Annotated in this window: 12 protein-coding genes; 2 read left to right on the top strand and 10 right to left on the bottom strand. The window is 36.6% G+C overall.

From position 1 onward, the window contains the following. Nucleotides 1-216: 216 nt before the first annotated feature. The 9 genes from F6K40_RS05895 to F6K40_RS05855 all read right to left on the bottom strand — a co-directional run bounded on the left by F6K40_RS05895 (nucleotide 217) and on the right by F6K40_RS05855 (nucleotide 10,201). Complete coding sequence (locus F6K40_RS05895) at nucleotides 217-357, bottom strand: hypothetical protein (RefSeq protein ID WP_293132712.1); 141 nt, start codon at nucleotides 355-357, stop codon at nucleotides 217-219. 93 nt (nucleotides 358-450) lie between these two features. Next, nucleotides 451-705 carry a hypothetical protein gene (locus tag F6K40_RS05890; RefSeq protein WP_293132709.1) on the bottom strand — a complete coding sequence of 85 codons (255 nt, stop codon included), beginning with the start codon at nucleotides 703-705 and terminating at the stop codon, nucleotides 451-453. After that, on the bottom strand, nucleotides 684-857 hold the full coding sequence (locus F6K40_RS05885; protein ID WP_293132706.1) for a hypothetical protein: 174 nt from the start codon (nucleotides 855-857) through the stop codon (nucleotides 684-686). Before F6K40_RS05885 ends, F6K40_RS05890 begins: the two co-directional genes overlap by 22 nt. 482 nt (nucleotides 858-1,339) lie before the next feature. Continuing rightward, nucleotides 1,340-3,874, bottom strand: a complete 2,535-nt coding sequence (locus F6K40_RS05880; protein WP_365670419.1) for a tetratricopeptide repeat protein — start codon at nucleotides 3,872-3,874, stop codon at nucleotides 1,340-1,342. A 1,101-nt stretch (nucleotides 3,875-4,975) separates the two neighbouring features. Continuing rightward, nucleotides 4,976-6,415 (bottom strand): FAD-dependent oxidoreductase, encoded by a 1,440-nt coding sequence (locus F6K40_RS05875; RefSeq protein WP_293132702.1) that lies wholly within the window; start codon nucleotides 6,413-6,415, stop codon nucleotides 4,976-4,978. Nucleotides 6,416-6,465: 50 nt separating this feature from the next. Next, a complete protein-coding gene (locus F6K40_RS05870; RefSeq protein ID WP_293132700.1) occupies nucleotides 6,466-7,920 on the bottom strand; it encodes an FAD-dependent oxidoreductase in 1,455 nt (484 codons plus the stop codon). 45 nt (nucleotides 7,921-7,965) lie between these two features. After that, the gene (locus F6K40_RS05865; protein WP_293132697.1) at nucleotides 7,966-9,483 is read right to left on the bottom strand and encodes an FAD-dependent oxidoreductase; all 1,518 of its coding nucleotides are present in this window, start codon (nucleotides 9,481-9,483) and stop codon (nucleotides 7,966-7,968) included. A 333-nt stretch (nucleotides 9,484-9,816) separates the two neighbouring features. Beyond that, complete coding sequence (locus F6K40_RS05860) at nucleotides 9,817-10,029, bottom strand: hypothetical protein (RefSeq protein ID WP_293132694.1); 213 nt, start codon at nucleotides 10,027-10,029, stop codon at nucleotides 9,817-9,819. Next, on the bottom strand, nucleotides 10,016-10,201 hold the full coding sequence (locus tag F6K40_RS05855) for a hypothetical protein (protein WP_293132692.1): 186 nt from the start codon (nucleotides 10,199-10,201) through the stop codon (nucleotides 10,016-10,018). Before F6K40_RS05855 ends, F6K40_RS05860 begins: the two co-directional genes overlap by 14 nt. 368 nt (nucleotides 10,202-10,569) lie before the next feature. Here F6K40_RS05855 and F6K40_RS05850 point away from each other — a divergent pair, with 368 nt between their 5' ends. Together F6K40_RS05850 and F6K40_RS05845 are read left to right on the top strand one after the other, a co-directional pair. Next, entirely contained in the window at nucleotides 10,570-11,400 is an 831-nt protein-coding gene (locus F6K40_RS05850) for a hypothetical protein (protein WP_293132689.1), read from the top strand. A 2-nt stretch (nucleotides 11,401-11,402) separates the two neighbouring features. After that, nucleotides 11,403-11,804, top strand: coding sequence for a type II toxin-antitoxin system VapC family toxin (locus tag F6K40_RS05845; protein ID WP_293132686.1), 402 nt, complete (start codon nucleotides 11,403-11,405; stop codon nucleotides 11,802-11,804). 74 nt (nucleotides 11,805-11,878) lie between these two features. Here the strand turns inward: F6K40_RS05845 and F6K40_RS05840 are convergent, their stop codons facing one another. After that, complete coding sequence (locus tag F6K40_RS05840; RefSeq protein WP_293132683.1) at nucleotides 11,879-12,754, bottom strand: LAPAL motif-containing putative phage structural protein; 876 nt, start codon at nucleotides 12,752-12,754, stop codon at nucleotides 11,879-11,881. Nucleotides 12,755-12,797: the final 43 nt, after the last annotated feature.

Below are 12,797 nucleotides of genomic sequence, written 5' to 3'. Positions count from 1 at the left end.
CGATACATTTTGTGAAGCACCCCGCCGTGAGGCGATGAATCTGAAAATTTTTCTTCTGCTGCTCTATACGCCAGAGTCGATACATTTTGTGAAGCACCCACCGTGAGGCGATGAATCTGAAAATTTTTCTTCTGTTGCTCTATACGTCAGAGTCAAAACATTTTGTGAAGCACCCCGCCGTGAGGCGATGAATCTGAAAATTTTTCTCCTGCTGCTCTATACGTCAGAGCCGATACATTTTGTGAAGCACCCCGCGCCGTGAGGCGATGAATCTGAAAATTTTTCTCCTGCTGCTCTATACGTCAGAGCCGATACATTTTTTGAAGCACCCCGCGCCGTGAGGAGATGAATCGTCAAATTTTTCTTCTATTGCGTATAGAGCAATAGTCAGTACATTTTGTGAAGCACCCGCCGTGAGGGGATGAATCTGAAAATTTTTCTTCTGCTGCTCTATACGTCAGAGCCGATACATTTTTTGAAGCACCCCGCGCCGTGAGGAGATGAATCGTCAAATTTTTCTTCTATTGCGTATAGAGCAATAGTCAGTACATTTTGTGAAGCACCCGCCGTGAGGGGATGAATCTGAAAATTTTTCTTCTGCTGCTCTATACGCCAGAGTCGATACATTTTCTTAAGCACCCGCACCGTGAGGGGATGAATCTGAAAATTTTTCTTCTGCTGCTCTATACGCCAGAGTCGATACATTTTCTTAAGCACCCACAGTGAGGAGATGAATCGTCAAATTTTTCTTCTATTGCTCTATACGTCAGAGCCGATACATTTTCTGAAGCACCCGCCGTGAGGCGATGAATCTGAAAATTTTTCTTCTGCTGCTCTATACGCCAGAGTCGATACATTTTCTGAAGCACCCACAGTGAGGAGATGAATCGTCAAATTTTTCTTCTATTGCTCTATACGCCAGAGTCGGTACATTTTCTGAAGCACCCGCCCGCCGTGAGGCGATGAATCGTCAAATTTTTCTTCTGTTGCTCTATACGCCAGAGTCAAAACATTTTATTAAGCCCCCGTGTCGTGAGGAGATGAATCGTCAAATTTTTCTTCTGTTGCTCTATACGCCAGAGTCGATACATTTTATGAAGCACCCACAGTGAGGAGATGAATCTGAAAGTTTTTCTTCTGTTGCTCTATACGTCAGAGTCGATACATTTTCTGAAGCACCCAGCCGTGACCATTTAAGTTGTGTCAGTCTACTACTACAATTTTGGGCATTGCATAATTGTGGGACAAAATCATCCCTTGAGGCTCAAGCATAATCCCCACGTCTCCGCGTCTCCGCGTCAGCCTCAATCATCCCAGTATTCAGCAACGCCCAATTTTGCTATTCCCTATTCCCTGCTATAAGAGCTTGACGATAAATTTTCACAGCTTCTTCTATTTCCCCAATTTCCTGTAGTGCATCTCCTAATTGCTGATGAACTTCCCAAATATCGGGTTTTAATCCTATTAATGTTTGACTATCTAAATCTAACTTTAATACAGATAGAGCTTGCCGATAATAATGAATAGCTTCATGCCAGTTTTTCTGCACTGCTAATATTTTTCCTATCTCATAATTAGCACCAGCTAAGTTAGGATTTATTTTCAGTGCTTGATGATAATAATTCATGGCATTGTCTATTTGATTTTGCTCTTGAAAAGCTTTCCCCATTATTTGATAAGCTTCTGGAGCTGGTTGAATTTTAATTACTCTTTCACAGGAGGCGATCGCTTCTTTAAACAATCCTTCTAAATAATAAGTGTTGGCTTTTTTTAATATCTGTTTAATTTGTTCTGTTTGAGTAGACTTTTTCTCATTTTGTACTGCCCTATCTAACTGCCGTGGTTGATGATTTTCCAAGTTTATTTCTGCTGCACTTGGTTGATTACCATTCTGATGTTGAATTTCTAATTTGGTTAATATACGAGAATTCATCTCAACCTTTAAATTATCCTGATCTTGATTTTTATCTGCCAATATTTCCTTGGCTTTTTGATGATAACTAATTGCTTCATCTAATCTGCCAAGATGTTTTAAAGCTACACTAAGATTATAGTAAACCGTAGGAAAATTAGGATTTAATTTTATAGAGTTTTGATAACAGGATACTGCTTTAGTAATTTCCCCTTGCCTATACAATTTATTTCCTAAATTAAAATGATCGTTAGCTGTTACTTTTTTCGGTTCTAGAGAGTAAGCTTGATACCAATAATCTATTGCTGATTTTGGTTTACCCAATTCCGTCCAAAGTTTAGCTAAATTGCGATAATTATCAGCCACATCTGGTTCAATTTTTGCTGCTTTTTGATAACAAGCAACTGCTGACTGCCAAGATTTATATCCAGCATACAAATTGCCTAATTTTTTATAAATAGAGGCATTATTTGGCTCAATTTCAAGAGCTGTTTGATAGTTTCTCTCTGCTTCTTTTATTTGCCCAATTTTTTCCTGAGAATTTCCGAGAATTATGTAAGCTGGTACTGCATCTATTTTGATAGAAATAGCTTGTTGACATTGGGAAATTGCTTGTTCATACAATCCCTGTTCATAATATTTTTGAGCTTCCTGAATATAAATCTCTGGAATATTTACCGTACCATTAGGTGGTAAAGCAGGTGTGGAATTTATAGGTATTGTTTGATTAATTTGAGAAATTTCATCTGATTTTAAACCAGAGTGAATAATCTGATGATTGTTAGTTTGTGTTGGAGTATTAATAACTGTTTTTTCTCCCTCTAAATCCCAATAAATATTACTTAAATCTGGTTCAATGATTAGAGGTTTGTTGGAATGTACAGGTTTGATAATTCCTGTAGAGTTTGCACTTGCTTGAGGCTGACTATTTTCTAACAGAGATAAAGATGATTCTAGATAATTATCCGATAAGTCATTTTTTAAATTAAATGTTGATGTAACTGTATTTACTAAGTCACCAACAACTCTTTCAAAATTTTGGAGTTTCTGAATAATATGAATTGTATTTTCAGCCCTAACCTTTTGAATTATTCCTTGACTATTTTGATGATTTTCTGCTGTTAGTAAGTTGAGAGAATTTGTTGGATTTTGCCAATGATTAGGAAATACTGGTGTGGTAGGTTTCTTGGTTCCCTGTAGCTTTAATGCTTCCCCTAAATTTTCATAAGCTCCTGATAAATTAGGATTTAATTCGATCGCCCGACAATAACAGGATATTGCTTTATCAATTACGTTTTGTCTGAGCAGAGTATTTCCTAATATTAAATGTTCTTCTGCTGTAGCTTTTTCTGGTTCTAAAGTATAGGCTCGATACCAACAATTATAAGCTTCTGTTTGCTTGCCGATTTGCGTCCAAGCTGTAGCTAACTTGCGGTAAGCATCGGCATAATTTTGCTTCAGAGCAAGGGATTTTTGATAGCATTGAACTGCTTCTGTCCATTGTCCCTGTTCAGCATATAAACTGCCAATATTCAGATAAATTTCTGGGTCATTTGGTTGTACAGATAGACCTTTTTTATATGACTGCCAAGCTGCCTCTATTTGCCCTTGAGATTGCAACATTTTGCCCAGGGTTTTGTAGGTAGTTGTGGCATCATTGGGAATTGCTATTTTGGTTGCTTCATTTGATGATTCTGAATTTGATTTTGTGATTTTCTTCGGTTGATTGATTTTTGTTTTACCAGGTTCTAAAGAGTAAGCTTGTTTACGACATTCTGCCGCTTCAGTATGGTTGCCTATTTTTTCATAAGCTCTGGCTAAGTTTCGGTAAGCTGCTGCTAAGTCTGGTTTAATTTCTATGGCTTTTTGATAATAGCTGATCGCTTCTTGCCACTGTTCTTTTTGAACGGATAATGTACCTAAATTCACATAAGCTTCGGCAAAATTTGGCTGATATTCTATTGCTTTGAATTACGTCGATGCCCTAAAAATGGCTAGAACCGTTGGTAATTCAAGATTTATGCCTTTTTGACGTAAAAGCCTTTACCTGTCTATATTTGAGCCTATTTTTTTGGTTGATTTTGTTTAAGTCCCGATAGTTATTATATGGTTGGGGAGATGGGGAGATGGGGAGATGGGGAGATGGGGACCTACCCATAATATCAAATCCGGTAGTATCGGTAGAATTCCAGACTCTCCGGGGTTTGGTCTCCAAACCCTCGACAAACTAGGAGTTTTCACTCTTTTATGATGGTAGAATTATATCACTTCCGTTGCGAGCGCGGATTTGATATAATCCCTCTCAGGAGAAGAATTTGGGGAATATAGGAAGATATCTATTAAAGTAATTCAGGACTTACGCAAAATATCAAATTATAGGCTATATGTAGGGGCGAACGGTCCGCCCCTACTAGATACGGTGGTTATGCGTAAGTCCTGTAATTATAGAATTATCAACATATATCTTAATATAGTTAGGACTTACGCCAAGGCACTACATATAGGTTATTGGTGCGTTACGCTGGCGCTAACACACCCTACCCATAGCTGATATAGAATCCGGGTAATTAGTTATCGTATTACTGAGGAGTAATGAGTAATGAGTAATGAGTAATGAGTAAGGAGTAAGGAGTAAGGAGTAAGGAGTAATATCAAATCCAGTTGAATACAAGAGTGTATTGTTGGGGGAGATGGTCCGATTGTCCGATTTAATAATGAACATATACTATATAACCGGATTCTATATGAGGAGTTAGGAGTTAGGAGTTATATCATGTTCGGGTAATCAGTTATAAATAAAATTTTAGGTCTGAGAGTAGGGAAAAGATATTATACTTCTACTTTTCTCCTGACTCCTTTCTCCAGAAATTCTGACTCCTGACTCCTGACTCCTGACTCCTTGATAATTATTTATAAGTATTCAACCGAACATGATATTAGGAGTAAGAAAGGAAATGAAAATGCATAAATTTTTAAATTCGTGCTTCTAGCAAACACATATTTTAGTTGAGGATGTTTGAATGCGATTACTGTATAACCGGATTTGATATCACCCCATCTCTCCTATTGAAATGTTTGCATAATTTCCTCAATATTGCGAGATAAAACTCTTTGATTATATTTCCGTAACTTCTCATCTGATGAAAAAAAAGGTTTACCAATTAAAGTTTCTTCTTGAATATAAGTGACAAATGGACGACGCAAAGCCTCATATTTGCTAAAAGCTGCTTCTATAGCTCTCACATCATCCCACTGATTTTGATTGCTAATCTCAGCTACCAAAGTAGCGATCGCTGCTGCATCTTCTAGTCCTTGATTAGCTCCTTGACCAATAAATGGTGGCATCCCGTGGGCAGCATCTCCTGCCAATACAACCCGTTCCATATTCCATTTTGGCTGTTCTGGAGCAGAAACGGTAGCATGATGAGTATAATACGGACGTTGTATCATCTTATCTGGGGAAGATAAAGCTACCAACTGCTGAACCATCTCTGGAAAGTCGGCTTTTTTTAACTCTTCTACGGCAATATTAATTAACTCTTCTCCCGATTTTTCTAGCAATGACTCCAATGGAAAAGCTGCATGGAGGAGATATCCAAACTGAGAAGGTTGAGGAGAAAATAATATGATTCTGGGAACGTCACTTTCGTGATTTGTTATAGTTACGACTCTAGGAGAACCATGAAAAAATCTCTCCTTAATTTCTTGTGCAAGTGCTTCTGGGATCTGATATGTTCCACTACTGCCGATCGCGCCAACACCACAATATTCTGGCTGACTGTATCTACTATATGCAGTATTTTTATAGATTATTTGACGGACACTAGAGTTGATTCCATCTGCTGCAATTAATAGTTTGGCACGGATAGATGTAATTTCTGATTCAGGAAATTGGGAGGAATTTACAGTGTTGCTTTGATTCTTTTCTTGTTGCTCGTCCCAGTGAGCATAGGGATTAGTTCCTACCTCCTGATTAGAAACGAAATCTGCTCGAACACATTGAAATTCTGGCTCGGTAACTACATTAATACAACGATGATTAGCTTTGACGCGCTCAACTGGTAATAGTGTTCTCAGTTGAGTTTGTAAATCGTACCAAGATATTGAGATTCTTCCTTCCCCATACTGCTGAAACCATTCATCGTATCCCATGGAATAAGAACGAATTTGTTGCCCCTTCACATTTACATGATGCCATTCTGGGGAAGGTTGTTTTTTTTCTACTTCATTTTTCTGACCTGTTTGTAATGAGTTGTTTGGTTGGCCAATAGTAGCTTTGATATTATTATAAGCTTGGGGAGCGATATATTTAAGTGCTTTCAAGCCATTTGGTAAAAGACCGAGACCCTGACCAACTTTACGAAAGGCACGAGTTTGGTCAAGGACGATAATATTTTCGATTCCACGTTGACGTAGACCTAGAGCAGTTGCTAATCCCACTGGACCCGCACCGACGATCGCTACATCATAGTCAATTCTTGGATTGGAGTTTTCTGGTTTCATAAATTGATACGGATAATTACTAAAATATTGTACAACAGTTATCAGAGTTCTTATGACAATAATGTTTGCATAATTTGATCTATATTGCGAGCGTAGACTTGTTGAGCATACTCCTGTCCATACTGCTCTGAAGACAGAGGTAGTCTTGTCAAAGTTGCGTATTGAATTCGCTCCATAAGTGGGCGACGCAAACCCTCATATTTACTGAAAGCTGTTTCTATCGCCACCAGATCGTCCCACTTATTTTGTTTGTCGATCTCAGTTACTAAAGTTGTTATCACAGCAGCATCTTCCAGACCTTGATTAGCGCCTTGACCCATAAATGGTGGCATTCCATGAGCTGCATCTCCCGCTAATACAACCCGCCCCATATTCCATTTTGGCTGGTTGGGAGCAGGAATATTGACGGGGTGAATATAATACGGACGTTGTATGATCTTTTCTGGAGAAGATAAAGCTACCAATTGCTGAATCATCTCTGGAAAGTTAGCTTTTTTTAACTCCAAGATAGCCAGATCGATTAACTCTTTTCCTGACTTTCCTGCCAATAATTCTAAAGTCAAAGGTGTGTGGATTAAATATCCACATTGACCGGACTGACGGGAAAATAAGATTATTCTGGGGGTTTGGTTTTCTGTAGAATTTTCCGCTATTTGCTGATTGAGAATAGTTACTATTCGCGAACCTTGAATAAACAAATCCTGGATTTTTTGTGAGAGTGCTTCTGGTATTTCATATACTCCTCCACTGCCAATAGCTACAACACCAGAATATTCTGGTTTGCTATATTCACTATATGGAGTCTCTTTGTAGATTACTTGACGTACAGTAGAATTAATTCCATCTGCTGCAATTAATAGTTTAGTCCGAATAGATGTGATTTCTGATTCAGGGAATTGGGAGGAATTTACACTACTGCTTTTATTCTTTTCTTGTTGATCATCCCAGTGAGCATAGGGATTAGTTTCTACTTCCTGATTAGAAATAAAATCCGCGCGGACGCATTTCAATTCTGGTTCGGCAACTACATTTATACAACGATGATTAGCTTTAACAACTTCTTCTGGTAAAAGTGTCCTCAATTGAGTTTGTAAATCGTACCAAGATATTGATACTCTACCTTCTCCATACTTATGAAACCATTCATCGTATTCTAGAGAAAATGAACGGATTTCCTCTCCGTTGACATTTCTGGTCACCCATCGTGGAGCAGACTGATTTTTTTGTGCCTTTGTTTCCTGGTTTGGTTGTGTTGGGTTATTGAGCTTATTACCAGTTTCTTTAATATTTTCATAAGCTTGGGTATGGGTGTATTTAATTGCTTTCAAACCATTGGGTAAAAGATCGAGACCCTGACCTACTTTACGAAAGGCCCGAGTTTGGTCGAGGACAATAATATTTTCTATCCCACGTTGATATAAACCGAGGGCAGTTGCTAATCCCACTGGACCTGCACCTACTATTGCTACATCATAGTCAATTTTTGGATTGGAGTTTTCTGGCATTATAAACTAATATTGATAATTGTACAACAGTTGTAAGATTCTTGATTATAACAAGGTTTGCATAATTTCTGCAATATTACGACCATAGATTTCTTCAGCAAACTGCTCATGCCATTCTGAATAAAAGGATCGTATTCTCATACTTCCCTCTTGAGCAATCTCTACAATAGGGCGACGCAAAGATTCATATTTATCGAAAGCTGTTTCTATACCTGCTGTATCATCCCATTGATTTTGCTGATTAATCTTAGCCACCAAAGTAGCGATCGCTGCAGCATCTTCCATCCCTTGATTAGCACCTTGACCAGCAACTGGTGGCATTCCATGAGCTGCATCTCCTACTAATACAACTCGCCCTATGCTCCACTTTGCCCGATCTGGAGCAGGAATATTGACGGGGTGAATATAAAAGGGGCGGTTTGCTAGATTTTCTGGAGGTGATAAAGCTACCAACCGCTGAATTATTTCTGGAAAGTTAGCTTTTTTCAATTCCAAGACTAAACTATCAATCAAATCTTTTCCTACTTTCCCTGCCAATGATTCAAATGGCATAATTGCATCAATTAGATATTCAAACTCACCAGGTTCATAAGACCAGATCAGCATTTTCATAGTAGGTTCTTGGTTAATTGTGGAAGTTTCCGAGGTTGGGTAATTATAAATTGCTGCTGTTTTAGCATCATCAAAAAACTGCTCCTTGATTTGCTGTGACAGTGCTTCTGGAACCTGATAAATTCCTTCAGTCTGAACGCCTGAAAAACCTGAATATTTAGGTTTGCTGTATGCAGAGTATGGAGTATCTTTGTAAATTGACTGACGTACTGTAGAATTAATCCCATCTGCTCCAATCAATAGTTTAGCACGAATAGATGTGATTTCTGATTCAGGAAATTGGGATGAACTTTCTGTGTTAGTTCGAGCCTTTTTTTGTTGATCTTCCCAGTAGGAATAGGGGTTAGGTTTTGCTCCCAGATTAGAAACAAAATCTGCCCGAACACATTGAAATTCTGGTTCGGCAACTACGCTAATAAAACGATGATTAGGTTTGACAAGATTTTCTGGTAATAGTCTTCTCAGTTGAGTCTGTAACTCATACCAAGGTATCAATCCTAGATGCTCCCCATACTTGCCAAATATTTCACCGAGTCCCTTTGAAGGTGAAGGTATTTTTTCCCCATTTACATTTCTCATCGTCCATTTTTGCTTTGACGGATCTTCTTTTAGTGGGTTCTTGGATTTTTTAAATTCTTCTGTAAGATTTTTGTGAGCTTGGGTATGAATATATCTAAGTGCTTTCATACCATTTGGTAAAAGACCAATAGTCTGACCTACCTGGCGAAAGGCGCGAGTTTGGTCAAGGACGATAATATTTTTGATTCCACGCTGTCGTAAACCGAGGGCAGTTGCTAATCCTACAGGACCAGCACCGACGATCGCTACATCATAGTCAATTTTGGGAGTGGAGTTTTCTGGTTTCATAGTGATTTTGATAATGACTAAAAATACTATACAATATAGATTTACATAAATTATAAACCTTTGATTAAACTCTTCTAATACCATTTCTCATGCATTCTTGCTACATCTCCTTGAGCAGTAGGGACGTTGCATAAGGGCGTCCGTACAGAGTAGGGTTCAAAAATATCTTATATCTTCATTTCATGGCAACAAATTCTTAAAAACATTGCTTATTAGTTAATAACTGAAGTTTTGAGTAAGTATAGCATTAATGCATGGTGGTATTATTCCTGATTGCTATATATAGCAATCCTATTTAGGTTGTAATATTTTGGTGGCAGTTAGGAGTAAGGAGCCAGAATTTACTCATGTTTTCAGGTTAAATTAACTATTATAAAACTTGTTACGACCAATTTAGGATTGCTATATAGAATCCGGTTATATAGTATATGTTGATAATTCTATAATTACTTCTGACATTAATACCCAAGTAGTTTGTAAATTACTATTAGTAACTTTCGAGAAGATGCCTAAAATAATTGCTTCTTTTCTATGAACTGTTAAAATTAGCGCAGGTCTAACTTTTGTAGAAGTTAAATCGCTAAAAGGGAAGCGAACTAACCAAATTTCTAGAGGTTTAAGATTCGACATCGTAAATATCTTCTTCTAGTTCGTTCCACTCTGAAAAACTTGTTTCTGCTAGTTGCATCATGCTGAGAGTTTCTAGTCTTTCCTCAAGGTCTTTTATGAGGGTTATTTGCTCCTGAATAGGTAACTGAAATATCAGAGATTTTATTTCTTCTATGGTTGGATTTGGGGTCATATTTAAGTATAGTTGTTATTTTTAAATCGTTAAATAGACTTGTTTTGATTTTAACATATTATTGGTGATATAGCTGCCGCTAAGCTTCGCCTTTCATGTCGCGCAGCGAAACGCTCCCTAGTAGCTAGACACGGATTTTAGCACGGATGTACGGATGATTTTTTGGGGCAAGTTTGGCGATCGCTCCTAATTGACACCATTCCAAATATGTGCTATAAATTCACTATAAAATAATATCTAATTATAAACATTTTCTGGAACAGAAATAATAATGAGAGCTATTATAGTTAATACTATACCTCTTTATACTGTGGTAAATATTAGAGTATAATAGTTCTAACATATCTAATGTGCAGGAGGAAAATAAGATGATTAATGGATTATTACCAGAACAAGGAAAAGAGAATATAGAGAAACTAAAATCATTTTTAGAAAATTGTATTTACCCTAATTCATTGACTGATGAAGCACAGGAATTTTTTCGAGAAGTTGCTGCTCTTAAAGGTCAAAGTGTAGAGGAAACTTTACAGGAGATGATGGCGGGTACGAGAAAATATTTGGAGGCAATTAATACAGAAATAGAATTTAAAAATGATATCCCTAGAGATATAAATAAGTATGTGGATAAGATAGAGAAATTGGCTGCTGGTATCGAGTCTTGTTGGGATATTTTTTCGGTGGAAAGTCACCACTATTTTGTGAATACAGCTTACAGTTTTACTAAAGTAAGTTCTAAATGTAATGGATGGCAAGGTTGGTTAATTAGATTTAGATTAACTTTGCCTTCCCTACAACAAAAAGAAGATTTATTTGGTAAGTATAAAAAGTCTTTTTGGATAATTCCAAAAGGTGTAGATAGAGCAATTGAATTGAGAAAGTCAAAATCGACTTCTAAGTTATGGGAAAAAGGTCAATATTTATTAAATAAAGAAACAGAAATAGATAATTCAGAAAAGGGAACTTTATTGCCATATTTGAATTTAGGGCGGACTGCTCAAGAGCAACTAGAGAAAAATAAACTTGCTATGACTTGGGCAAAAGCAAGAATGGAAGAAATTAAAAGAGAGAATCATGGGAAAGATTTATCATCCCCAGTCAACAAAACTCTCCATATAACTCCAGCATCAAAAGGTAGTGGATATCAAAAAACATCAATTAATCACGATTCAGTTATCGCCGATATACCTCACAATAAATAGTAATGAGAAGTGTTATAGCTGATACTGGACCCCTTTATGCTGCGGTCGATCCAGATGACCAATACCATCAACAAGCTCAAGTAGAATTAAACCAACTGCAACAAAAAAATTTAGGAGTTATTGTTGCTTATCCTACTGTTTTAGAAGCTTATACTTTAATTTTGTATCGTCTAGGAAATGAAACTGCCAGAACATTTTTACAGCAGATTTTTTCAGGAGTTGAATTAGTTAACCCCACAGTTGATGATTACTCAGCAGCAATACAATTAGTAGGGAATTTTCCTGACCAACAAATTACTTTGTTCGATGGTATAACTGCAATTATTTCTAATCGCCTGAGTTTACCAGTGTGGACTTATGACTATCATTTTGATGTAATGTTAGTCTCTGTTTGGCGTTACTAATACTAATGATTTGCTCAATATTGGGGAGATGTTAAATTTTGCTTTTCTAATTCAACAACTAAAAATATTGTTTATTATTCATCAGGGAAAAGAGATAATTGGGTTCCTCGCGGTGGGGGTGGAGGTATAATCTCAATAACTTCCTTGATAGTATACTGAGTTGAGACTAATTCTCCACTAAAATCATATTTTTCGATGACTTCAACGATAGCTTTGATTGCGTCACCAGGAAAAATAGTAATGTCCCTATTTTTAAAAGATTCTAACCATTTGAAGTCAGCAACTTTTGCTTCGATTCTGCTTTTTCCGTGTTTAAATTCCCATTTTGATTGACCAAGTAAATCAAGCTTTTTGACTTTTAAAATCATTTCACGCTCATCTTTAATAACATCTTTAAATAACAAATTGTCCTTAGATTCTTCAGAAAGAGAAAAATTACGGTTAACAGGACAGATTGAGTTTTGAGTTAGATAATATAGCTGATCTGATTTTTGAAGTTCAGAGTTTGCTGCCTGAAATTTATCTATACTTAATAATAAATCTTTGTTGCTTGGGTCTGGATAAATACCTAAATTAGTTTCAGTTTCTTGTGCTAATAATTTTAGTCTCTCTTTTATCTCTAATAATTCATAATTATCATTTATTGTATTTCTATCTCTAATGAATTCAACAATATAGAGCTTTCCTTTTGCAAGGTACGAACAAATAGGTTTAAAATTTATTTTTTTGTTAGTATCAACAGGCTTTAAAATGTTTTTTAACCAAACAATAAATGAACCTTGTTCTATATTTTCTAATACTAAAGTAGACTCAATTTCAACATCAAGATATTTAATTAAAGTATTATCTGTTACTTTGGAAAATTCTATGAGTCCCAACATAGCACGAAATACTCTACCAGGGTCTTCTGTATCTCTTGCAAAATCAATTTTATAACCAAAATCTGCCATTATTTATATTGACTATCTATACTTAAAAATTTCTAGAAAAATT

Source organism: Okeania sp. SIO3I5 (assembly GCF_010672085.1).
GTDB lineage: Bacteria > Cyanobacteriota > Cyanobacteriia > Cyanobacteriales > Microcoleaceae > Trichodesmium.
This window is presented reverse-complemented; position numbering and strand designations above follow the sequence as displayed.

Coding starts and splice junctions, on each gene's coding strand:
- F6K40_RS05890 (WP_293132709.1), bottom strand. CDS start 705: ATGTATCGACTCTGGCGTATAGAGCAGCAGAAGAAAAATTTTCAGATT.
- F6K40_RS05885 (WP_293132706.1), bottom strand. CDS start 857: ATGTATCGACTCTGGCGTATAGAGCAGCAGAAGAAAAATTTTCAGATT.
- F6K40_RS05875 (WP_293132702.1), bottom strand. CDS start 6,415: ATGAAACCAGAAAACTCCAATCCAAGAATTGACTATGATGTAGCGATC.
- F6K40_RS05870 (WP_293132700.1), bottom strand. CDS start 7,920: ATGCCAGAAAACTCCAATCCAAAAATTGACTATGATGTAGCAATAGTA.
- F6K40_RS05865 (WP_293132697.1), bottom strand. CDS start 9,483: ATGGTATTAGAAGAGTTTAATCAAAGGTTTATAATTTATGTAAATCTA.
- F6K40_RS05860 (WP_293132694.1), bottom strand. CDS start 10,029: ATGTCGAATCTTAAACCTCTAGAAATTTGGTTAGTTCGCTTCCCTTTT.
- F6K40_RS05855 (WP_293132692.1), bottom strand. CDS start 10,201: ATGACCCCAAATCCAACCATAGAAGAAATAAAATCTCTGATATTTCAG.
- F6K40_RS05850 (WP_293132689.1), top strand. CDS start 10,570: ATGATTAATGGATTATTACCAGAACAAGGAAAAGAGAATATAGAGAAA.
- F6K40_RS05845 (WP_293132686.1), top strand. CDS start 11,403: ATGAGAAGTGTTATAGCTGATACTGGACCCCTTTATGCTGCGGTCGAT.
- F6K40_RS05840 (WP_293132683.1), bottom strand. CDS start 12,754: ATGGCAGATTTTGGTTATAAAATTGATTTTGCAAGAGATACAGAAGAC.